The organism is Ruicaihuangia caeni (assembly GCF_029952955.1).
Taxonomy (GTDB): domain Bacteria; phylum Actinomycetota; class Actinomycetes; order Actinomycetales; family Microbacteriaceae; genus Ruicaihuangia; species Ruicaihuangia caeni.
Genome location: NZ_JASATX010000001.1, coordinates 120,281 through 141,747, shown reverse-complemented (window position 1 = coordinate 141,747; position 21,467 = coordinate 120,281). Strand labels below are relative to the sequence as shown.

The window sequence follows — 21,467 nt, the reverse complement described above, 5'->3', positions numbered from 1 at the left end:
GCTCACGCCTGCGGATCGTCGCCTCAGCGGCGACCCTTCACGATCTTCTCCTGGTGCACGTCATCGGCGTCGATCTCGTCGAACTCCTCGCGCCCGGCGCTGATGAGCGGCTTGCCGTCGCCCGTCTGGAACTCGAGCTTGAACTTCGCGACCTCGGCGCCGAGGGTGTCGACGGTGGCGTCATCGAGCACGTTCGTCTCACGAAGCGTGTCGAGCACCTTGGTGTTGCGACGCAGGTAGTCGAGCAGCTCGCGCTCGAAACGGAGCACGTCCTCGACCGGCACCTCGTCGAGGTGGCCGTTCGTGCCTGCCCAGATCGAGACAACCTGGTCCTCGACCGGATACGGCGAGTACTGCGGCTGCTTCAGCAGCTCGGTGAGGCGGGCGCCGCGGGCGAGCTGACGCTTCGAAGCAGCGTCGAGGTCGGAGGCGAACATCGCGAACGCCTCGAGCGAGCGGTACTGGGCCAGCTCGAGCTTGAGCGTGCCAGAGACCTTCTTGATGCTCTTCACCTGGGCGTCGCCACCAACACGCGAGACCGAGATTCCCACGTCGACCGCGGGACGCTGGTTGGCGTTGAACAGATCGGACTGCAAGAAGATCTGGCCGTCGGTGATCGAGATCACGTTGGTCGGGATGTAGGCCGAGACATCGTTCGCCTTGGTCTCGATGATCGGCAGACCGGTCATCGAGCCGGCGCCGAGCTCGTCGGACAGCTTCGCGCAACGCTCGAGCAGACGAGAGTGCAGGTAGAACACGTCACCCGGGTATGCCTCGCGGCCCGGCGGGCGGCGCAGCAGCAGCGACACAGCACGGTACGCCTCTGCCTGCTTGGAGAGGTCGTCGAACACGATGAGCACGTGCTTGCCCTGGTACATCCAGTGCTGGCCGATGGCCGAACCGGTGTACGGAGCGAGGTACTTGAAGCCCGCGGGGTCGGATGCGGGCGAGGCCACGATGGTGGTGTACTCCATCGCGCCGGCGTCTTCGAGCGCGCCCTTCACGGCCGCGATCGTCGAGCCCTTCTGGCCGATCGCGACGTAGATGCAGCGGACCTGCTTGGTGACGTCGCCCGACTCCCAGTTGGCCTTCTGGTTGATGATGGTGTCGATCGCGAGCGCGGTCTTACCGGTCTGGCGGTCGCCGATGATCAGCTGGCGCTGGCCGCGACCGACCGGGATCATCGCGTCGATCGCCTTGATGCCGGTCTGCAGCGGCTCGTGCACGCTCTTGCGCTGCATCACGCCAGGAGCCTGAAGCTCGAGCGCGCGGCGGCCCTCCGACGCGATGTCTCCAAGGCCGTCGATGGGGTTGCCGAGGGGGTCGACGACGCGGCCGAGGTAGCCCTCGCCGACCGGAACCGAGAGGACCTCGCCGGTGCGCGTGACTTCCTGGCCCTCTTCGATGCCGGTGAACTCGCCGAGCACGACGACACCGATCTCGTTCTCGTCGAGGTTCTGCGCGAGGCCCAGCGTGCCGTCCTGGAAGCGCACCAACTCGTTCGCCATCACGCCGGGGAGTCCCTCGACGTGGGCGATGCCGTCGGCGGCGTCCTTGACACGGCCGACCTCGGTCTTGGTCGCACCTGCCGGCTCGTATGACTGAGCGAATTCCTTCAGCGCATCGCGGATCTCATCCGGGCTGATGGTGATATCTGCCATGTTCTTTCCTATTCGTGTGCTGGATCAGCCAGCGAGCTGGAGTCTGAGGTCGTGCAGCTTGGCCGCAATGCTGCCGTCGATCACGTCGTCGCCGATCTGGAGGCGGATACCGCCCAGCACGGCTGGGTCGACGATCTGGTTGATGCGGATGGTCCGGCCGTACTGCCCGGTCAGTCGGTTCGCGAGCCGTTCGAGCTGAGCGCTTCCAAGCGGCTGCGCCACCGTCACGTCGGCGACGATCGCGTCGGACTGGTCAGCGACCACGTCGGTGGCGAAGCGCACGAGTGCGCTGATGCGCCGCCCGCGCGGCTGCTGCACGAGGCTCGAGAGGATCTCGACGGCCTGTGCGCTCGCCTTGCCTCCGAGGAGACGGCGAACCAGTTCGGCCTTCGCCGTCGGCTCGCCGCGCTTGCTTCCGACCGCGAGTTCGAGCTCAGCGCTGGAAGTCACGGCGCTCCCGAACGCGAAGATCTGGCTCACGAGGTCGGTGCCGGCGGGTGCCGATTCGGCGGTGGCCCGGATGCCGAGCTCTTCGATGCCCGCGAGGAGGTCATCGGAACTCGACCAGCTGTTCGCAGCGACCGAGTCGAGCACGGCGCGAGCGGCAGGGGTGAACCCGGAGAACACCTTGGCGACGACCGCCTGCTTGGCGGCGGGTTCGGCAGCCGGATCCGCGAGAGCGGCGCGCAGCTGAGCAGAGTCGCCGATGGCCCGGCCGGCGGCGAAGAGCTGCTCACCGGTGGTCAGGTCGACCTGCCCCTGCTGAGCGGACAGTGCCGCCTTCGCACGGGCGAGTGCCTCTCTCGTTGCGGATCCCATCGCTACTTGTTCGCCTTTGCAGTCTCTTCGGCCTCGAGCTCGGCCAGGAAGCGGTCGACGATCGCCGACGCCCTCTTGTCGTCGCTGAGGCTCTCACCGATCACACCGGATGCCAGATCGATCGCGAGCGAGCCGACCTCGGAACGAAGCGAGACGAGTGCCGCCTGGCGCTCCGCCTCGATCTGCGCCTGTGCCGACGCGGTGATGCGCGCAGCCTCGGCGGCAGCCTGTTCCTTGAGCTCGTTCAGGATCTTGGTGCCGTCGGCACGCGCCTGATCACGGATCTTCGCGGCCTCGGCACGAGCCTCGGCGAGCTGGGCGTTGTACTCATCGAGCGCCGCAGCGGCCTCGGCCTGCGCGGTCTCAGCGAGCTGAATGCCGCCCTCGATGGCCTCGCTTCGGGCCTCGAGCGTCTTCTGCATGCGAGGAAGCACGAGCTTCCAGAACAGCAGCAGAATGAGCGCGAACGGCACGAGCGACCAGACGATGTCGTAGATCGCCGGGAACAGCGGGTTCGGGGCAGTCCCCTCCTCCGCCGCGAGAACGATTGCCTGGAGCATCGCGGGCCTCAGGCGGTGAAGATGAAGTACGTCGCGATGCCGATGAAGGCGAGCGCCTCGGTGAAGGCGATACCGATGTACATCAGGACGGTGAGGCGACCCTGCAGTTCAGGCTGACGCGCGACCGACTCGATGGTCTTGCCGACCACGATGCCGATACCGATACCGGGGCCGATTGCGGCAAGGCCGTAACCGACGGTCGCGATGTTGCCGTTGATCTCGGCGAGAACGGAGGTTGCGTCCACGTTTTCTGTTTTCCTTCCGTGATGGCAGTCCTGGCGTGTGCCGGAACCGTTTAGTGCTCTTCAGCCAGCGCGAGCTGGATGTAGACAGCGGTGAGCAGGGCGAAGATGTAGGCCTGGAGGAGGGCGATCAGCACTTCGAACAGCGTGAACACGATGCCGAACGCGAGGCTGCCGAGCCCGAAGAGGCTCCACCAGCCCTCCATGGTGAAGAAGAAGAAGTGCGTCGCCGCGAAGAACAGCACGAGCAGCAGGTGGCCGACCACCATGTTCATCATGAGACGCAGGGTGAGCGTGATCGGCCGCAGGATGAAGGTCGAGACGAACTCGATCGGCGTCACCAGGATGTACAGCGCCGGGGGCACGCCAGGAGGCGTGAGCGAGTTCTTGAAGAACGCGCCCGGGTGCTTCTTGACGCCGGCGTAGATGAACGCGATGTACGCGATCACGGCGAGCGTCAGCGGCATCCCGATGACCGAGGTGCCCGCGATGTTCATGCCCGGGATGATTCCGGTGAGGTTCATGAACAGCACGCCCCAGAAGATGGCGGTGAGCAGCGGCAGGAACCGCTGACCGTCCTTCTTGCCGAGGAGATCCTCTGCGATGTTCACCCGCACGAAGTCGAGCGCCATCTCGATGAGCGACTGGAACTTGCCGGGCACCATCTTCATGTTGCGCGTGCCGAGCCAGAACAGCAGGGCGAGGATGCCGAGGGCGATGACCCGGATGATCATGATCCGGTTCATCTCGAATGGCGTTCCCGCGAAGAGGACTACATCCGGGAAGAACTCGAGGATCGACGGCCCGTGGAACTCCCCATCATCAGTCGCCGAAGGAACAACAAGGCTGAGAGCGTTGAGTAGCAGCGCTGTCTCCAAGTTCAGGGCATGGGTGATCATGCGCGAGTGATTGGGGGGCCGTCGAAAACCCTATCAATACTGCAGGGCCAACGACGAATCGAGCGGGGTGCCACTGGCCGGGAATCCGCTGCGGATCGCACGATGCCGAGCGCGAGCAGGTGCTTCGACGGCGCGACGATCGATGTTCGACTGGGCGGCAAAGGCGCGACGAGCGGCATCATGCGGAGCGGTCGCGCGAGTCGGGGTCGCCCGGCATCCGCACGTCGCTCACGTACGGCACGCGTGCACGGCTGACGGCGATGAGGTCGACGGCGAGGCTGCCGATCACGGCCACCACGATCGTCCAGAACAGCACTGCGGGGTTGACGAAGGGCTGGTCGCGCAGCACGAACACCAGCACGAGGAACACGATGAACTTCACGAGCCAGGCGCCCATCACGATCCCGAAGAACGCGGGGCTGAGCATGCCTGTCTTCGACGTGCGACCGGCGAGCAGGATGCTGCCCGCCGTGATGGCGACGAACACCGCCGACATGGCGGTGCCGATGAGCGCGCTCGTGACGCCGACCCATCCATCGATGAACCCGCCGACGACGCCTCCGACGACGGCGATCACGCCGGCGAGCACGAGTCCGTAGACGAGGGCCTTCTTGAGGGCGGGTGCGGCGCTCATTGACTTGGACTCTCTTTCGTTCGGGAGTGTTCGATGACGGGCACGGAACCGGTGGATGCCGCGTCGAGCTGATCACGATAGGCGGCGCCCGCGCCGGCCGGAGCCCGCTGCGCCGCGGTCTCTTCTCGTTTGCGCCGGCTCAGGGGGGCGAGGGTGAACACGGCGCACACGATGAGGCCGCCGAGGATGATGCCGAAGGTGAGCCACTGGTCGAGGAATAGGAAGAGCAGGCAGCCCACCGCCACGACGAGCGTCCATGAGTAGAAGATCAGCACCGCGTGCAGATGAGAGTGACCCATGTCGAGCAGGCGATGGTGCAGGTGCTTGCGGTCGGCGCTGAATGGCGATTTTCCCGCGCGGAGACGCCGCGCGACGGCCATGCCGAAATCGAGCAGCGGCAGCAGCAGCACCGCGAACGCGATCGCGATGGGGATGAACGCCGGCAGCAGCGAGCTGCGATCGGTGGCGAAGCTCGACGGGTCGATCTGCCCGGTGACGGCGATCGTCGACGCCGCCATCAGCAGGCCGACGAGCATCGATCCCGCATCGCCCATGAACAGCTTGGCGGGATGCCAGTTCAGGACGAGGAAGCCGGCGCACGCGCCGACGAGCAGCACCGACAGCAGACTCGCCAGGTTGAAGAACTCCGTGCTGCCGCCGAGCTGCAGCAGGTAAGTGTAGATGAAGAACACGCCGTTGCCGATGAGGGCGACGCCGGCTACGAGACCATCGAGACCGTCGATGAAGTTGACGGCGTTCATCACCAGCACGACAAGAACGACGGTGATGATGAGCGACATGAAGGCCGACCCCACCGCGACGCCGTCGACGATCGGCAGCGAGACGAGCTGCACCTGCCAGGCGAGCACACCTGCGGCGATGAGCTGACCGGCGAGCTTGGTCACCCAGTCGAGATCCCAGAGGTCATCCGCGATGCCCAGCAGCACCACGATGGTCGCGGCGCCGATCACCGCCCAGACCTTGAGAGGCTCGCTGAAGACGAGCGAGAAGGTCGGCAGCTGCGATGCGAGCCCGATCCCGACCAGGATGCCGACGAACATCGCGGCGCCGCCCAAGCGTGGAGTCGGGGTGGTGTGCACGTCTCGCGCGCGGATCTTCGGATAGAGGCGGTACCGCATGCTGAGGCGCCAGATGAAGTAGGCCACCGCACCGGTGACCACCGCCGTGACGATTCCGACGAGGGCGTAGATGACGCTGCGCGGCATTGGAAGGGAATCGGCCGCGGTGGCGGTCTCGAGCACGCCGCGCCAGAGGTGCGCGACAGCCGGATCGACGAGGGGGGTCATACGAACCGGTCGGTCCCGGCGACGTCCCGGATGGCCTGCTCCGGGATCACACCGTGGCGCACGATCCTCAACTTGCCCTCGGGAAGGTGCAAGGAACTGGCGTCGACGATGGTGGAGGGGTCATGCCCCGCCACGCCGCCGTCGAGGTACACCGCCACGGAGTCGCCGAGCATCGTCTCGGCCTCGGCGGCAGTGGTGGCGGCCGGCTGTCCGGTGAGGTTCGCCGACGAGACGGCGAGGGGCCCGGTCTCGCTGAGCAGTTCGAGCGCGATGCGGTTCGCCGGCATCCGGAGCGCGACCGTGCCGTGGGTGTCGCCGAGGTCCCAGTGGAGCGCGGACTGCGCAGGGAGGATGATGGTGAGCCCTCCCGGCCAGAACTCGGCCACCAGCGCGCGCACTTCGTCGGGCACCGTGTCGGCGAGCGCATCGAGGGTCGGGATGCCGGGGATCAGCACGGGCGGTGGCGATTGCCGGCCGCGGCCCTTCGCGTCGAGCAGACGCTGCACGGCACGCGCGTTGAACGCATCCGCTGCGACGCCGTAGACCGTGTCGGTGGGGATGACGACGAGCTCGCCACGGCCGATGGACGCTCGTGCGAGCCGCATGCCCGTCAACAGATCGGAGTCGTCCGAGCAGTCGTAGATGCGTGTCATATCCGCTCGATTCTATGCCGCGAGCGCTGGGGGTGATCAGACGCCGCGCACCGCACCCGCGGTGGACATCAGCGCAGGGCCGAGGTTGCGCGGTCGCGATGAAGCAGGTCCTGGTGGGTGGCGATCGCGCGCCAGCCGTCGTGGGCGAGTAGTTCGGCGATCGCAGCGGCCTGCTGCTCACCGTGCTCGATCACGAGCGTGCCTCCCGGTCGGAGCAGGCGACGCGCAGTGGCTGAGAGGCGCCTCACGACGTCGAGACCGTCGGTGCCGCCGTAGAGGGCGTGCGCTGGGTCGAAGAGCCGCACTTCCGGGTCGCGCGGAACGGCCGCGAGAGGGATGTACGGCGGGTTCGAGACGACCACGTCGACGGTCCCATCGAGTTCGGGCAAGGCGTCGGCGAGGTCGGCGAACACGAGGTGCGACGTCGGGGTGCCGAGCGCGCGGAAGTTCCTGCGGGTCCAGACGAACGCGCGTGGCGAGTTCTCAACGGCCCAGACCTCTGCGTGCGGCACCTCGTTCGCCAGCGCGAGCGCGATCGCACCCGAACCGGTGCCGAGATCGACTGCGCGCGGCGTCCCGGGGACTTCGGCGAGCACGTCGAGCGCGAGCTGGGTGACGGACTCGGTCTCAGGGCGCGGCACGAAGACGCCAGGGCCCACCTGGAGTTCGAGCGAGCGGAACGCGGCGGAGCCGGTGATGTGCTGCAGCGGCTCACGTCGCGCGCGGCGCGAGAACGCCTCCACGAGCTCCGATCGAGCACGGTCGTTCAGCGCTGCGCCGGTGACGGCTGCTGCCTGCACTCCCCCGCGGCTCAGGCCGAGCACGTGTCCGATCAGCAGCTCGGCGTCGGCCTCTGCCGTCGGCACACCGGCCGAGCGCAGCCAGGCAGAGCCCGACTCCCGCGCTTCGGCAACGGTGCGAGCTCGGTCGAGACTCGTCACGGCGTTGGGGAGCCAGTGGTAAGCGGGAGCCGCGACGTCATGAGTCGTGCTCGCCGAGCTCGGAGAGCCGAGCCTCCTCGTCGGCGCGGATGCACGAATCGATCACGGCGTCGAGGGCTCCGTCCATCACCTGGTCGAGGTTGTACGCCTTGTACCCGGTGCGGTGATCAGCGATGCGGTTCTCGGGAAAGTTGTACGTGCGAATGCGCTCGGAGCGATCCATCGTGCGGATCTGGCTCTTCCGGGCGTCGGATGCCGCGGCGGCGAGTTCCTCCTGCTGACGCGCGAGCAGGCGTGCGCGAAGCACGCGCATCGCCGCCTCGCGGTTCTGCAACTGGCTCTTCTCGTTCTGCATCGACACCACGATGCCCGTCGGCAGGTGCGTGATGCGCACGGCGGAGTCGGTGGTGTTGACCGATTGGCCGCCTGGGCCGCTCGAACGGTACACATCGATCTTGAGGTCGTTCTGATTGAGTTCGACCTCTTCGGGAGCGTCCACCTCGGGAAAGACGAGCACACCGGTCGTCGAGGTGTGGATTCGCCCCTGCGTCTCCGTGACGGGAACGCGTTGCACACGGTGAACACCGCCCTCGTACTTGAGGTGGGCCCACACTCCCTGTGAGGGGTCGGAGGCGTTCGACTTGATCGCGACCTGCACGTTCTTGTAGCCGCCGAGGTCGCTCTCGTCGCTCTCGAGCAGTTCGGTCTTCCACCCCTTGTGCGCGGCGTACTGCAAGTACATGCGCAGAAGGTCGGCTGCGAAGAGCGCGCTCTCGGCGCCCCCCTCACCGCCCTTGATCTCCATGATCACATCGCGCCCGTCATCGGGGTCGCGCGGGATCAGCAGGCGACGGAGGCGCTCCTGCGCCTCGGCCTGTGCTTCCTCGAGTGACGGCACCTCCTCGGCGAAGGCGTCGTCCTCCTTGGCGAGCTCCCGTGCTGCCTCGAGGTCCTCGCCCGCCTGCACCCAGTGCTCGTGCGCAGTCTTGATCTGACTCAGCTCGGCGTAGCGCCGGTTGAGCTTTCGCGCCCTCGAAGGGTCTGCGTGCACTGCCGGGTCGGCGAGCTGCTGCTGCAGCTCCTCATGCTCGGCCAGCAGCACTGCTACTGACTCGAACATGCTCAGTCGTCCTTCGAGTGCGCGCCCTGCGGCAGCGACTTCTGGATCTGCATGAGGAACTCGACGTTCGACTGCGTCTCCTTCAGCTTGCCCAGCACGATCTCGAGCGCCTGCTGCTGCTCGAGCCCCGCGAGCGCACGGCGGAGCTTCCAGGTCACCTTGACCTCGTCGGTGCCGAGGAGCATCTCCTCACGACGCGTTCCGGATGCGTTCACGTCCACCGCGGGGAAGATCCGCTTGTCGGCGAGTGCCCGCGACAGACGGAGCTCCATGTTGCCGGTGCCCTTGAACTCCTCGAAGATCACCTCGTCCATCTTCGACCCCGTCTCGACGAGAGCGGTGGCGAGGATGGTGAGCGAGCCACCGTTCTCGATGTTGCGCGCCGCGCCGAAGAACCGCTTCGGCGGGTACAGCGCGGCCGAGTCGACTCCACCCGAGAGGATCCGGCCGGAGACCGGCGCGGTGATGTTGTAGGCGCGACCCAGTCGAGTGATCGAGTCGAGCAGCACGACGACGTCGTGGCCGAGCTCGACCAGTCGCTTCGCCCGCTCGATCGCGAGCTCGGCGACAGTCGTGTGGTCTTCTGCGGGACGGTCGAAGGTCGAGGCGATGACCTCTCCCTTGACCGAGCGCTGCATGTCGGTGACCTCTTCGGGACGCTCGTCGACGAGGACAACCATCAGGTGCACTTCGGGGTTGTTCTTCGCGATGGAGTTCGCGATCGCCTGCAGCACGAGCGTCTTGCCCGCCTTTGGAGGCGACACGATCAGCCCTCGCTGACCCTTGCCGATCGGCGCGACGAGATCGATGATCCGCGTCGAGAGCCGCGCGGGGTCGGTCTCGAGTCGCAGCCGCTCCTGGGGGTACAGCGGGGTCAGCTTGCCGAACTCGACGCGGGCAGCGGCTTGCTCGGGAGTCTGCCCGTTGATGGAGTCGATCTTGACGAGCGCGTTGTACTTCTGACGCCCGCCCTGGCCCTCTCCGTCACGCGGCTGCCGGATCGAGCCGACGATGGCGTCACCCTTGCGAAGGTCGTACTTCTTGACCTGTCCGAGCGATACGTAGACGTCGCTCGGTCCGGGCAGGTAGCCGGTCGTGCGAACGAAGGCGTAGTTGTCGAGCACATCCAGGATGCCGGCGATCGGGATCAGCACATCGTCTTCGCTCAGCTCGGGCTCGACGTCGTCCTGCTGCGTCCCGCGCCCGCGCTTGCGATCGCGGTTGCGACCGCGGCGGTGCTCGGCGTCATCCTGTTGCTGCGCCTGCCGCTGGCCCCGCTGGCCGCCCTGCTCCTGCTGCGACTGCTGGCCCTGCTCCTGCTGTGCCTGCTGGTCCTGGTTCTTCTGAGCCTGCTGGTCCGCGCTCTTCTGAGCCTGCTGGTCCTGCTGCTGGCCCCGCTGCCGACCACGGCGGTTGCGGCCTCGGCCCTGACGCGGTTCCTCGTCGCCCTGAGTCTCGCGACCGCCGCGATCAGACTCTTCGCGGCCCTGGCGGCTCTTGTCGTCGCCGGATGCGGCTTCCCGACGGCCCTCGGCAGGCTCGGAGATCTGCTCGGCGGTGGTCTCTGCAGTGGCGGTCTGCTCAGCGGTGTCGCCGCGCTCGTCGCCCCGCGGCTTGCCGCCGCGTGCTTCGGCCTGGCGGCGCCCATTCGCGCGATCGTCGCGACGGGCGGGGGTCTCATCGCTCTTCGCCTCGCCGACGTGCTCCTGGGCTTCTTCCGCCGGCGCTTCGGTCGCGGACGCGTCAACGGCTCCGGCGGCCGGAGTGCCCGCGGCGGCGGTCACGCGACGAGAGCCGCGGCGACGGCCCTCGTCGGCGCGAGACTGCTCGCGCTCGGAGGCCTGGGCCTCGGCGGCCTCGGGCTGCTCCTGGGCTGCTTCGGGCGCCGCACCCGTGGCGCCTTCGGCGCGCTCGGGTTCGTCGGACGAGAGCTGGTCGATGGGCAGCTGCGCTGCCGCTTCGGCCGGCGCACCGGCCTCGGCAGCTTCGCCGCGGGCTTCGGTGATGCGCTCGATCAGGTCGCTCTTGCGCAGCTTCGCGGGGTCGATGCCCAGTTCGGTGGCGAGTTGCTGCAGTTCGGCGAGCTTGAGGGTGGTGAGTTTGGAGGACCCGCGCTTGGGTGCGGGCGTGCTGTCGTTGACGTCAGTCACGGAGAATGGGTTCCTTTCGGCCCGGCGACAGAAACTGCCGGGTTGATGGGGTGACGGCGTCTCGAGATTCGGAGCGCCGCAGGACGCAAGCGCAAGCGATGGACAACGTTCGCGACTGGACGCCCTCCGGATCGAAGAGCCGAGAGCCGGGTGAAACGCACACCGGGAGACTGACTAGGCCAGGACTCCGACCGGGTGCGGCACAACTGTAGCACCTTTGAAGTCAACGGCGAGCATGAGCGACTGCCACGGGGTCAGCGCTTCGCGCTCGACGAGAGCCGTCGCTTCGAGGCGCTGCTGGGGCTCGTCGCACAGCAGGAGGATCGAGGGACCCGCCCCGGAGACCACTGCGGCGTAGCCGGCATCCCGGAGCGCTCTGATCAGCTGGTCGGTCTCGGGCATCGCACTCGCCCGGTAGCTCTGGTGCAGTTTGTCCTCAGTGGCCTCGAGCAGCAGCTCGGGGCTCTGGATGAGGGCTGCGACGAGCAGCGCCGACCGCGAGACGTTGAAGATCGCGTCTTCGTGAGGCACGCTCTCGGGCTGGAGGCTGCGCGCGAGCGCGGTCGACATGGTGTGCTCGGGGACGAAGACGACCGGCGAGACGCCGCGGTGCACGATGAGCTTCTTGGAACGAGGGCCTTCGGGGGTGACCCACGCGATCGTGAGCCCGCCGAAGATCGCCGGGGCGACGTTGTCGGGGTGACCCTCCATCTGGGTGGCGAGCGTCAGCACCGCCTGCGCGTCCATCTCGACGTTGCCCTCGAGCAGGCCCTTCGCCGCCATGATGCCCGCCACGATGGCCGCACCGGACGATCCCATGCCACGGCCATGCGGAATGTGGTTGCGGGCGACGATGTCGAGGCCCGGCATCTCGATGCCGTAGGCATCGAAGGCGTGCTTGATCGCGCGCACGACGAGGTTCCGCTCGTCTGTGGGCACCTGGCCCTCGCCCACGCCGTGCACGTCGACATGCACGCCGGGCTCCTCGCGAACCGTGACATCGAGCTCGTCGTAGTACGCCAGCGCGAGGCCGAGCGTGTCGAAGCCCGGTCCGAGGTTTGCCGTGGTGGCGGGCACCTTCACGTGCACGCCGGTGCCGACCTCGATGGTGCGATTGATCATGGTGTCGCCGGTCATCAGGTTGTCGTGGATCATGCGGCGGTGAGTCCGAGCACCTGCGCGACCTCTGCCGTGTCGACGGCCACGCTGGTCGGCTTCACTTCGCCGCCATCCGCGGTGCGCAGCGCCCACTGCGGGTCCTTCAGACCGTGACCGGTGACGGTGAGCACGACCGTGGAGCCGCGGGGGATCTGCCCGGCTTCGCTGCGCTCGAGCAGTCCGGCGACGCTCACCGCGGAAGCCGGCTCGACGAAGATTCCGACCTCCGAGGAGAGGATGCGGTGCGCTTCGAGGATGCGCTCGTCGCTGATGGCCCCGAAGTAGCCGTCGCTGTCGTCGCGGGCCTTCAGTGCGAGCTCCCATGAGGCGGGATTGCCGATGCGGATGGCGCTGGCGACAGTGTCGGGGTCTTTCACGGGGTGGCCGAGCACGATGGGAGCGCTCCCTGCCGCCTGGAACCCGAACATGCGAGGAAGCTTCGTGGTGGCGCCGCGCGCCAGCTCCTCGCGGTATCCGCGGTGGTACGCCGTGTAGTTGCCGGCGTTGCCGACCGGCACGATGTGGAAGTCAGGTGCGTCTTCGAGCACATCGACGACCTCGAAGGCGCCGGTCTTCTGCCCCTCGATGCGGTCGTTGTTCACCGAGTTGACGAGGTGCACGGGGTATCCCGCTGCGAGCTCGCGCGCGATGTCGAGGCAGTCGTCGAAGTTGCCGCGCACCTGCAACAGGTGCGCGTTGTGCGCGATCGCCTGTGCGAGCTTGCCCATGGCGATCTTGCCCTCCGGCACCAGCACGGCCGAGGTGATGCCCGCGTGCGTCGCATATGCGGCGGCGGAGGCGGAGGTGTTGCCGGTCGAGGCGCAGATGACCGCCTTCGCGCCGTGCTCGACCGCCTTCGACACGGCCATGGTCATACCGCGGTCCTTGAACGAGCCGGTGGGGTTCATCCCCTCGTACTTCACCCAGACCTTGGCGCCGGTGCGCGACGACAACGCGTCAGCGGGGATCAGCGGCGTACCGCCCTCGCCCAGGGTGACGATCGGCGTGGCATCCGTCACGTCGAGACGATCAGCGTATTCGCGCAGCACTCCGCGCCACTGCTTGGCCATTACAGTCCTTCAACTCTCAGCACACTCGCCACGCTCCGCACGACAGGGGTCGCCTCGAGCGCCGCCACCGTGGCGGCCAGATCGGCCTCCTGAGCCCGGTGGGTGACGACTACCAGCGTAGCGGTGGCCGCATCCTCATCGTGACCGCCCGCGGGCTCGACCTCGGTCAACTGCACCGCCGTGTGCGACTGGATGGACTGCTCGACCGCTTCGACCGAGACGCCGTGCCTGCTGAACTCGGTGGCGATCGCCGCGAGCACACCCGGCTGGTCTTCGACGGTGAGCGTGATCTGGTAGCGGGTGTGCACCTGTTCGATGGGCAGCACGGCGAGATCGGCGTGGGCCGACTCCGCGACCCCGGGGCCGCCGACCACGTGACGGCGCGCGGCCGACACCACATCGCCGAGCACGGCGGATGCCGTCTGCACGCCGCCCGCGCCGGCGCCATAGAACATGAGGTCGCCCGCCGCCAGCGAGTGCAGGAACACCGCGTTGTTCGCGCCGTGCACGGCCGCGAGCGGGTGATCCTCAGGGACCAGGGCCGGGTGCACGCGCACGCTCACGCCCTCGTCGCCCGCGGCATCCGTGATGCGCTCGCAGATCGCGAGGAGCTTGATGACATACCCGGCCTTGGTGGCCGCGGCGATCTGCTCTGCCGTGATCGACGTGATGCCCTCGCGGTGCACATCGCCCACAGCGACCCGCGTGTGGAACGCGAGGCTCGCGAGGATCGCCGCCTTCTGCGCCGCGTCGTAGCCCTCGATGTCGGCCGTCGGGTCGGCCTCGGCGTAGCCGAGCTCGGTCGCCACCGCCAGCGCCTGCTCGAAGCTCGCACCGGTCGAGTGCATGCTGTCGAGGATGTAGTTCGTCGTGCCGTTGACAATGCCGAGGATGCGGTCGACCCGGTCGCCCGCGAGGCTGTCTCGCAGCGGGCGGATGATCGGGATCGCTCCCCCCACGGCCGCCTCGTAGTAGAGCTGCGCACCGACCTGCTCGGCGAGTTCGAAGAGCTCTGGGCCGTGCGTGGCGAGCAGCGCCTTGTTCGCGGTGATGACGTCTGCGCCGGACTCGAGCGCCTTCAGGATGTAGCTGCGTGCAGGCTCGAGGCCGCCCATGAGCTCGATGACGATGTCGGCTCCGAGGATGAGCGCCTCGGCATCCGTCGTGAAGAGTTCCTTCGGCAGTTCGACATCGCGCTCCGCGTCGAGATCGCGCACCGCGATGCCCACGAGTTCGAGTCCCGCCCCTGAACGTGCGGCCAGCTCATCGGCGTGCTCGAGCAGCAGCCGTGCCACCTGGGCGCCGACGCTTCCTGCTCCGAGCAGGGCGACGCGGAGGTTGCGGTACTCGATCATCGGGGGTTCACTCCAGGGTCTCGGGCCAGCAGGTCGTCTTCGGTCTCGCCGCGCACGATGACGCGCGCTTCCCCATCACGCACGGCGACCACCGGCGGACGAGTGAGGTAGTTGTAGTTGCTCGACAGCGAGAAGCAGTACGCCCCGGTGGCGGGGACGGCGAGCAGGTCGCCGGGCGCGATGTCGGCGGGAAGATACTCGGCGAGCACGACCAGGTCGCCGCTTTCGCAGTGCTTCCCGGCCACGCGAACGAGCGCGGGATCGGCGTCGGAGGTGCGGCTGGCGATGCGGGCGGAGTAGTCGGCCTCGTAGAGAGCGGGCCGCGCGTTGTCGCTCATCCCGCCGTCGACGCTCACGTACTTGCGGATAGCGGTCGAGGACGACCCCGGTGCCGTGCGTTCCTCCGATTCGAGCGCGACGACGACATCCTTGATCGTGCCGACCTCGTACAGGGTCGCGCCCGCAGGACCGATGATCGAGCGACCGGGCTCGATGGCGAGCACAGGCACCGGGATGCCTCGGGCGCCTGCCGCGCGAGCGACCGCCTCGGCGATGCCGCGCGTGACCTCCTCGATGGGAGCGACTTCATCGGCCACCGTGTAGGCGATGCCGAAGCCCCCGCCGAGGTTGAGTTCGGGGATCTCGCCTCCGTCGAGGAGCTCGGCGTGGACAGCGATCAACCGCTCAGCAGCCTCGGCGAATCCCGACGGATTGAAGATCTGCGAGCCGATGTGGGAGTGCAGGCCGAGCAGACGCAGTGACTTGAAGGAGCGGATGCGATCGACGTGAGAGGGCACGTCGGCGAGGGGAATGCCGAACTTCTGGTCCTCGCGCGCCGTGGCGAGGTAGTCGTGGGTGTGAGCGTGCACACCGCTGTTGACGCGCAGGCGCACGGCTTGCACGCGGCCGTGGCGAGCTGCGGCATCCGCGATCCGCTCGATCTCGATCCAGCTGTCGATCACGATGGCCCCGACGCCGGCCTGCACGGCACGATCGATCTCGGCGATGCTCTTGTTGTTGCCGTGGAAGCCCAGCAGTGCGGGATCCACACCCGCGGCGAGTGCGACGGCGAGCTCTCCCCCGCTCGCGACGTCGAGGTGGAGCCCGTCTTCGGACATCCAGCGCGCGACCTCCGTGCAGAGGAATGCCTTGCCGGCGTAGTACACCTTCGCGGTCGTACCGACGTCGGATGCGGCTGCCTCGAAGGCGGTGCGGATGCGGTGTGCGCGAGCGCGCGCATCCTGCTCATCGACCACGTACAGGGGCGTGCCGTAGCGTTCCGCGAGCTCGCTGGCGCGCACGCCCGCGAACGCGAGTTCACCGGATGCGGTGCGGGCAGCGCCCGACGACCAGATGCCGTCGTGCAGCGCGTTGGCGTCGCTGGGCGCTTGCAGCCACTCGGGAGCGAGCGGGTTCGACGTCAAGGGCGGACTCCTCACGGTGTACGAGAGATACGTGTACGCGATCGGCCACGCCGAGGTGGTCGGCGAGGCGCTGACGGGGCGCAGGGCCGCGCCGCGGATCGAGGTGAGGCGAGCGGACCCGGCTTGGTCCCTGAAGCCCGTGGAATTCTATCGCGCGCGCGGCGCAGGACCGATTCGTGACCGCTCGTCCGCAGCTCAGCAGTGGCCGAGCGCGCCGCCGCTTCGGGCCAAGGCGGTGCCCCGCGCGGTGAAGAAGGCGACTGCTTCGCGTTCGCGCACGTCCACCGCAACGACGTCGACGCCCTCGGGGAGATACTCCGCGGCACAGAACTCGAACGCGAACCGTGACAGGTCGACGACGTCAGCGATGTCGGCCGTGAACGAGCTGTCGAGCACCTCGATGCGCCGCGGCTCGAAACGCACACGACTCTGATCGACCACGTGCGGCTCGAGATCCACCGCGATTCCGATGCTGAGCCCGAGGACCGACACCTCGGTCTCGTAGTGGATGAGGCCTTCGCCGAGCGTGACCGAGCCGGTCACGCCCCCGACCGAGTCGAGCGCGCGCGCGAGGAGCGATTGCACTTCCTGCTCGCTGATCGTGAACGACCCATTGATCCGATGCGCAGGTACGGAAGCATCGAGCGGAACGCCGAAGGCGATGATGTGGGCGTCGACGGTCGTGTCCACGCCTGCCGAGCGAACCGCGATGGAATCGAGGTCGAGGTCGAGCTCGTCGAACTCCTGACGCAGCAGTTGCAGCGTCATGGACCCGGGGATGCCGGCTGAGACCGGGCCCGAATCCGGCGGCAGTTGCTGCTCCACTCGCTCGGCCACCAACTGCTGCGCGATCGCCCGGCCCGCCGTCTCGACAAGCAGCATCGCGATGACCAACAGCCCGGCTATGGCGATCAACACGCCGAGCAGCGCTCGGCGACCGCGACGAGGGCGGCTCTGCGCGGCATCCGTGGCAGTCATCGTTCGACTCTACGTGGTGATGGCCATACAACGAGCGCGGTCAGGGCGCGCTCGCGCTTCGTTCACATGCGGTCCGGCGCGCTCACGCCGAGCAGGGCGAGGCCGTTGCGGAGCACCTGGCCGGTGGCGTCATTCAGCCAGAGACGGGTGCGGTGCACCTCGGTGACCGGGTCTTCGCCGATGGGCGTGACGCGGCAGTTGTCATACCAGCGGTGGTAGAGCGCAGCCAGTTCTTCCAGATACCGCGCGACGCGGTGCGGCTCACGCAACTCAGCCGAGTGCGCAACGATGCGGGGGAACTCGGCGAGCGCACCGAGCAGCGCGCTCTCGGTCTCGTGATCGAGGAGTGCCGCGTCGAACGTCGAACGGTCGACGCCCAGGGATGCCGCATTGCGGCCGACGTTGTGGGTGCGCGCGTGCGCGTACTGCACGTAGAACACAGGGTTGTCGTTCGTGCGCCGGCGCAGCACCTCCGGGTCGAGCGTGAGGGGCGAGTCGGCAGGGTAGCGCGCGAGCGAGTAGCGCAGCGCGTCGGTGCCGAGCCACGCCTGAAGGTCGTTGAGCTCGATGATGTTGCCGGCGCGCTTCGAGAGCCTGGCGCCGTTGACCGACACCAGTTGTCCGATGAGCACCTCGATGTCGCGCTCCGGGTCATCTCCGGCGGCGCCCGCAATGGCCTTGAGTCGATGCACATAGCCGTGGTGATCGGCGCCGAGGAGGTAGATCTTGTGCGCGAAGCCGCGGTCGGTCTTGCTCAGGTAGTAGGCGGCGTCGGCGGCGAAGTAGGTGTAGACGCCATTCCCGCGTTTGATGACCCGGTCCTTGTCGTCGCCGAAGTCGGTGGTGCGCACCCAGATGGCGTCGTCCTCTTCGTACACATGCCCCTGGGCTCGAAGGCGCTCCACCGCCTGATCGATGGCGCTCGTGCCGTCAGCCCCGGTCGCGTGCAGTCGGCGCTCTGAGAACCACACGTCGAAGTGCACATTGAAGCGCAGCAGCGACTCCTTGAGCTCGGCAAGCTGCAGCTCGTACCCGATCTCGCGCGCGGCCTCGAGCGCGGTCGCGTCGTCGAGTTCGTCGAGGTTCGGCACCTTCTCACGGACTGCAGCAGCGAGATCTGCGATGTAGGCGCCCGGGTAGCCGTTCTCCGGGGTCGGCTCCCCCTTTGCCGCGGCGAGAACGCTCGCGCCGAAGTTGTCCATCTGCGCGCCGGCGTCATTGATGTAGAACTCATTGGCGACCTGAGCGCCTGACGCGCGCAGCACACGACCGATCGAGTCGCCGAGCGCGGCCCAGCGGGTGTGACCGATGTGCAGCGGCCCCGTCGGGTTCGCCGAGACGAACTCGAGGTTGATGCTCTGCCCCGCGAGCTGGTCGTTGCTTCCGTACGCATCGCCCTGCTCGACGATCGTGCGCGCGAGCGCACCGGCGGCGGCGGCATCGAGCGTGATGTTGATGAACCCCGGACCGGCCACCTCCACTGAGGCCACACCGTCGACCGCCGTGAGCTCGGCGACGATCTCACCCGCGAGCTCACGGGGGTTCGTCCCGAGCCGCTTCGCGAACTTCATTGCTGCGTTCGACGCCCAGTCGCCGTGGTCGCGGTTTCGGGGACGCTCGAGCACGACGTCGTCAAGAGAGACGCTGACCTCCTGCTGGGCCCCGCGTCGCTCGACCGCCCGGGTGACGATGGCAAGCAGGGCGGCGGAGAGTTCAGCTGGGGTCACGGAGGTCGATCCTACCGGCGGGTCGCCGAGGGGCCGCTCGGCGAGGTCGGGTCGCCGAGGGGCCGCCCCGGGTGGTACAGGTGAGCGACGTTCCCGCCTGCAACGTCGTGGCGAGCGTTCGTGTGCCGGCCTCGCTCCTAGCATTGAGCGCATGGCACGCTCAAGCTCCGCAGGGTCCCTTCTCTCCGACGCTCGCGACGGAAGAACGCGGTTGACCGGTGCGGTGACCGGTGCGCTGCTGGTGAGCGGTCTGCTCGCCGGCTGCGCGCCCACAGCCGAAGGGCCGGAGCCATCGGGCACGGCGGGGCCGCCCCCGACGCCGACCGCGTCGCAGGAGCCGACGGCCCCGGCATCCCCTGCTCCGACTCCGTCGAGCACGCCGGAGCCTTCGACACCGCTCGCGATCGGCTGCAACGATCTGCTGAGCCTGCAGGCCGTCTATGACTTCAATCCGAACTACGGGGGCGCTCCCGACTACTCGCCGGCCTCCGGCACATCGGCTGCCGAGGCGGTCGCGCGCCAGGGCACGGCGTGCGGCTGGATGAACCAGACGAGCGGCGACACGTTCGAGGTCGCCGTGTCGAAGCCGAGCGCAGCAGACCTGGCGAGGCTCACCGCTGCGGCCTCGGCAGCAGGGGCTCGCGCGCAGGTCGCGGGAGCGCAGGGCGCCTGGTTCATGGAGCGGGCTGGTCAGGGCGAGATCGTCGCGCAGGTGGGCGACGTCTGGCTCGTCGTCGCGAGCGAGAGCTTCATGAGCGCTGGTGACGCAGAGCAGCTGGCCTCGGCGGCGGCTCGCGCCTTCCGGTAACGCCCGCCCCGGGCTGCTGCGCAGTCGCGCGGTCGCAGGCTGGTACCCTTGTCGAGCCTCCATAGCTCAGGGGATAGAGCGTTGGTTTCCGGTACCAAAGGTCGCAGGTTCGAATCCTGTTGGGGGCGCCATGTGATGTCTCAAGACATCCCGGACAGCTCGGGGCGCCCCTTCCAGCGGATAGCGTCCGGCCTCCGGATCTGAGGGACATCGGAGTTCAGGCCCCGCTACGGAATATCGCTCGTCTGCCCGGTTCGACCTGGAGACGGATCAACGCGTCATACCGCGACGAGCGAGGTGCCGAGATCGACGATCAGGCACCGAATCGACGCTGCAGTTCGGCGTAGCCCACGACGCCGTCGAGGAATCCGAGCGTTCCCGTCGCGCGCAGTTCCTCGCCGGCACGCTCGAGCGCGCTGAAGGCCACGAGCGCGAGGCTCCCCCCCGAGGCTCACGCGCTTCACGCCGAGCGAGAACAAGGTCGGCACATCGATCTTCGTCGCGGCGAGTCCCGCGACGATGTTCAGTGGAGCGGGGATCTCTTCGACCAGACGACGGATCGTCGCGGCATCCTCCACTCCCGGCACGAACACGCAGTCGGCGCCCGCTTCGACGTATCGCAACGCGCGCTCTACCGTCTCGCGGAAGGGGTCGTCTGAGCCTCCTGCGAAGTAGGCATCCGTGCGCGCATTGAGCACGAAGGTTGCCGCTGGGGCAGCGGCGCGAGCGGCGGCGATCCGTTCGGCCGCTTCATCGATCGGGAACAGGATGCCGTCGACAGCGTCCTCGATGTTGCCGCCCACGACGCCGAGCTCGCCTGCGCGACGCACGGTTGCGGCCACATTTTCCGGCGCAGGCCCATAGCCCGCCTCGAGGTCTGCGGATACGGGCACGGAGACGGCCGCAGCGATCTCCGCGAGGCGATCGAAGGCGGCAGCACTCCACCATCGGGTACGCCGCACGACCACGCGATGCCCGCGCTCGTTGTGGCGATCGCGGGGAATCCGAGTTGCGCGAGGATGCGGGCGGAGCCCGCGTCCCAGGCATTCGGCACGATGAATCCGCCGCCGGAGTGCAGCGCGCGAAACGTCGCGGCACGGTCGTCTGGCATCCGCATCATGTCGTCACGCCTCCTGGAGGAATGGCTCGTGGCGGTATCCGTTCATGTCGAGAATCGCGACCGTCGACTCCGGCACTTCATGAAACGCGTCGGGAAGGTCGCTGAGCGGCTCTGAAACGATGACGCGACTCTGCTCGCCGTAGCCCTGGAGCCGCTCGACCTCGGGATACAGCATCCGCAAGGTGGTCACGTCTTCGGAATGGAACAGGGTGCGCGAGCGACGCTCGGACGAGTATCGGAACGCCCACACCGTTGACCCGTTCGAGATCGCGAACGTGCCCTGCACTGGGTAAGGGATGCCGTGAGCCCGCCCCACCTGCTCGACCTCGCGGATCGCGCGCGCGAGCCCGCCCACCGGATCCTCTCGAAGGCCGTGCGTGAGGGCGAGGAAGAACAGCACCTCGGAGTCGGTGGTGCCGCGGACCGATTCGAACAGTTCGGGCGCGATCGCCAATGCCAGTTGCCTGTGCAGACGGGGGAACTCACGGATCACCCCGTTGTGCATGAACAGCCAGCTCTCGTAGCGGAACGGGTGGCAGTTGGTCTTCTGGACCGGCGGCAGAGTGGCCGCGCGCACGTGAGCGAAGAACAATGGCGTCTCGATCGCTCGGCTGAGCTCGCGCACGTTCTCGTCGTGCCAGGCAGGCTCGATGCTGCGGAACACAGCCGGCGTGCTCTCGGCCGTGGCGTCCGGATACCAGGCGAGTCCGAATCCGTCTCCGTTCACCGTCTGCGCGCCGAGCGGCGAGTTGAGGGATTGCGCGACGAGCGAGTTCGGCGTGTCGACGATGAGCTTCGAGGGCTGAATGGGCTCACCGAGGTACGCGAGCCACCGGCACAT

Annotated in this window: 19 protein-coding genes, 1 tRNA gene and 1 pseudogene; 2 read left to right on the top strand and 19 right to left on the bottom strand. The window is 67.9% G+C overall.

What is annotated here, in order from left to right; all coding sequences use genetic code 11:
• Positions 1-23 precede the first annotated feature (23 nt).
• From atpA to QF206_RS00575, 17 genes are all read right to left on the bottom strand, one after another.
• The gene (gene atpA / locus QF206_RS00655; protein WP_281487270.1) at positions 24-1,661 is read right to left on the bottom strand and encodes a F0F1 ATP synthase subunit alpha; all 1,638 of its coding nucleotides are present in this window, start codon (positions 1,659-1,661) and stop codon (positions 24-26) included.
• 24 nt (positions 1,662-1,685) lie between these two features.
• Entirely contained in the window at positions 1,686-2,480 is a 795-nt protein-coding gene (locus QF206_RS00650; protein ID WP_281487269.1) for a F0F1 ATP synthase subunit delta, read from the bottom strand.
• Positions 2,481-2,482: 2 nt separating this feature from the next.
• Positions 2,483-3,040: a F0F1 ATP synthase subunit B gene (locus tag QF206_RS00645; protein ID WP_281487268.1), complete on the bottom strand. Its 558-nt coding sequence runs from the start codon at positions 3,038-3,040 to the stop codon at positions 2,483-2,485.
• An 8-nt stretch (positions 3,041-3,048) separates the two neighbouring features.
• Positions 3,049-3,285 carry an ATP synthase F0 subunit C gene (gene atpE / locus QF206_RS00640; protein ID WP_281487267.1) on the bottom strand — a complete coding sequence of 79 codons (237 nt, stop codon included), beginning with the start codon at positions 3,283-3,285 and terminating at the stop codon, positions 3,049-3,051.
• Between the two features lie 50 nt (positions 3,286-3,335).
• On the bottom strand, positions 3,336-4,181 hold the full coding sequence (atpB, locus tag QF206_RS00635; protein WP_281487266.1) for a F0F1 ATP synthase subunit A: 846 nt from the start codon (positions 4,179-4,181) through the stop codon (positions 3,336-3,338).
• 178 nt (positions 4,182-4,359) lie between these two features.
• A complete protein-coding gene (locus QF206_RS00630) occupies positions 4,360-4,815 on the bottom strand; it encodes a Cg1360 family ATP-synthase-associated protein (protein WP_281487265.1) in 456 nt (151 codons plus the stop codon).
• Positions 4,812-6,041, bottom strand: a complete 1,230-nt coding sequence (locus tag QF206_RS00625) for an MraY family glycosyltransferase (RefSeq protein ID WP_281488094.1) — start codon at positions 6,039-6,041, stop codon at positions 4,812-4,814. Before QF206_RS00625 ends, QF206_RS00630 begins: the two co-directional genes overlap by 4 nt.
• A 77-nt stretch (positions 6,042-6,118) precedes the next feature.
• A complete protein-coding gene (locus tag QF206_RS00620; RefSeq protein WP_281487264.1) occupies positions 6,119-6,775 on the bottom strand; it encodes an L-threonylcarbamoyladenylate synthase in 657 nt (218 codons plus the stop codon).
• 68 nt (positions 6,776-6,843) lie between these two features.
• Positions 6,844-7,716 (bottom strand): peptide chain release factor N(5)-glutamine methyltransferase, encoded by an 873-nt coding sequence (gene prmC / locus QF206_RS00615; protein WP_281487263.1) that lies wholly within the window; start codon positions 7,714-7,716, stop codon positions 6,844-6,846.
• Positions 7,717-7,753: 37 nt separating this feature from the next.
• A complete protein-coding gene (gene prfA / locus QF206_RS00610) occupies positions 7,754-8,836 on the bottom strand; it encodes a peptide chain release factor 1 (protein ID WP_281487262.1) in 1,083 nt (360 codons plus the stop codon).
• A 2-nt stretch (positions 8,837-8,838) separates the two neighbouring features.
• Complete coding sequence (rho, locus tag QF206_RS00605; RefSeq protein WP_281487261.1) at positions 8,839-10,986, bottom strand: transcription termination factor Rho; 2,148 nt, start codon at positions 10,984-10,986, stop codon at positions 8,839-8,841.
• A 174-nt stretch (positions 10,987-11,160) separates the two neighbouring features.
• Positions 11,161-12,108 (bottom strand): homoserine kinase, encoded by a 948-nt coding sequence (gene thrB, locus QF206_RS00600; protein WP_281488093.1) that lies wholly within the window; start codon positions 12,106-12,108, stop codon positions 11,161-11,163.
• Between the two features lie 29 nt (positions 12,109-12,137).
• On the bottom strand, positions 12,138-13,214 hold the full coding sequence (gene thrC / locus QF206_RS00595; RefSeq protein ID WP_281487260.1) for a threonine synthase: 1,077 nt from the start codon (positions 13,212-13,214) through the stop codon (positions 12,138-12,140).
• Entirely contained in the window at positions 13,214-14,569 is a 1,356-nt protein-coding gene (locus QF206_RS00590) for a homoserine dehydrogenase (RefSeq protein ID WP_281487259.1), read from the bottom strand. The genes thrC and QF206_RS00590 overlap by 1 nt, the downstream gene beginning before the upstream one ends.
• Positions 14,566-15,993, bottom strand: coding sequence for a diaminopimelate decarboxylase (lysA, locus tag QF206_RS00585; RefSeq protein ID WP_281487258.1), 1,428 nt, complete (start codon positions 15,991-15,993; stop codon positions 14,566-14,568). The genes QF206_RS00590 and lysA overlap by 4 nt, the downstream gene beginning before the upstream one ends.
• Before the next feature lie 195 nt (positions 15,994-16,188).
• On the bottom strand, positions 16,189-16,971 hold the full coding sequence (locus QF206_RS00580; protein WP_281487257.1) for an LmeA family phospholipid-binding protein: 783 nt from the start codon (positions 16,969-16,971) through the stop codon (positions 16,189-16,191).
• Between the two features lie 62 nt (positions 16,972-17,033).
• Entirely contained in the window at positions 17,034-18,698 is a 1,665-nt protein-coding gene (locus QF206_RS00575) for an arginine--tRNA ligase (protein ID WP_281487256.1), read from the bottom strand.
• Between the two features lie 151 nt (positions 18,699-18,849).
• Between QF206_RS00575 and QF206_RS00570 the strand changes: the two genes are divergently transcribed.
• Both QF206_RS00570 and QF206_RS00565 read left to right on the top strand, forming a co-directional pair.
• Positions 18,850-19,506 (top strand): hypothetical protein, encoded by a 657-nt coding sequence (locus QF206_RS00570; protein WP_281487255.1) that lies wholly within the window; start codon positions 18,850-18,852, stop codon positions 19,504-19,506.
• A gap of 55 nt (positions 19,507-19,561) precedes the next feature.
• A tRNA-Arg gene (locus QF206_RS00565) sits at positions 19,562-19,637 on the top strand.
• A gap of 147 nt (positions 19,638-19,784) precedes the next feature.
• Here QF206_RS00565 and QF206_RS00560 read toward each other — a convergent pair.
• Both QF206_RS00560 and QF206_RS00555 read right to left on the bottom strand, forming a co-directional pair.
• Positions 19,785-20,617 (bottom strand): annotated as a pseudogene (locus tag QF206_RS00560) (isocitrate lyase/PEP mutase family protein).
• Positions 20,618-20,630: 13 nt separating this feature from the next.
• Positions 20,631-21,467, bottom strand: coding sequence for a class II glutamine amidotransferase (locus tag QF206_RS00555; protein WP_281487253.1), 837 nt, complete (start codon positions 21,465-21,467; stop codon positions 20,631-20,633).

Excerpts from the sequence above, each read along its gene's own strand:
- QF206_RS00625 (WP_281488094.1), bottom strand. The coding sequence starts at position 6,041 with ATGCCGCGCAGCGTCATCTACGCCCTCGTCGGAATCGTCACGGCGGTG.
- atpB (WP_281487266.1), bottom strand. The coding sequence starts at position 4,181 with ATGATCACCCATGCCCTGAACTTGGAGACAGCGCTGCTACTCAACGCT.
- QF206_RS00555 (WP_281487253.1), bottom strand. The coding sequence starts at position 21,467 with ATGTGCCGGTGGCTCGCGTACCTCGGTGAGCCCATTCAGCCCTCGAAG.
- QF206_RS00580 (WP_281487257.1), bottom strand. The coding sequence starts at position 16,971 with ATGACTGCCACGGATGCCGCGCAGAGCCGCCCTCGTCGCGGTCGCCGA.
- QF206_RS00620 (WP_281487264.1), bottom strand. The coding sequence starts at position 6,775 with ATGACACGCATCTACGACTGCTCGGACGACTCCGATCTGTTGACGGGC.
- QF206_RS00570 (WP_281487255.1), top strand. The coding sequence starts at position 18,850 with ATGGCACGCTCAAGCTCCGCAGGGTCCCTTCTCTCCGACGCTCGCGAC.
- QF206_RS00590 (WP_281487259.1), bottom strand. The coding sequence starts at position 14,569 with ATGATCGAGTACCGCAACCTCCGCGTCGCCCTGCTCGGAGCAGGAAGC.
- thrB (WP_281488093.1), bottom strand. The coding sequence starts at position 12,108 with ATGATCAATCGCACCATCGAGGTCGGCACCGGCGTGCACGTGAAGGTG.
- QF206_RS00630 (WP_281487265.1), bottom strand. The coding sequence starts at position 4,815 with ATGAGCGCCGCACCCGCCCTCAAGAAGGCCCTCGTCTACGGACTCGTG.
- QF206_RS00650 (WP_281487269.1), bottom strand. The coding sequence starts at position 2,480 with ATGGGATCCGCAACGAGAGAGGCACTCGCCCGTGCGAAGGCGGCACTG.
- prfA (WP_281487262.1), bottom strand. The coding sequence starts at position 8,836 with ATGTTCGAGTCAGTAGCAGTGCTGCTGGCCGAGCATGAGGAGCTGCAG.
- thrC (WP_281487260.1), bottom strand. The coding sequence starts at position 13,214 with ATGGCCAAGCAGTGGCGCGGAGTGCTGCGCGAATACGCTGATCGTCTC.
- QF206_RS00645 (WP_281487268.1), bottom strand. The coding sequence starts at position 3,040 with ATGCTCCAGGCAATCGTTCTCGCGGCGGAGGAGGGGACTGCCCCGAAC.
- atpA (WP_281487270.1), bottom strand. The coding sequence starts at position 1,661 with ATGGCAGATATCACCATCAGCCCGGATGAGATCCGCGATGCGCTGAAG.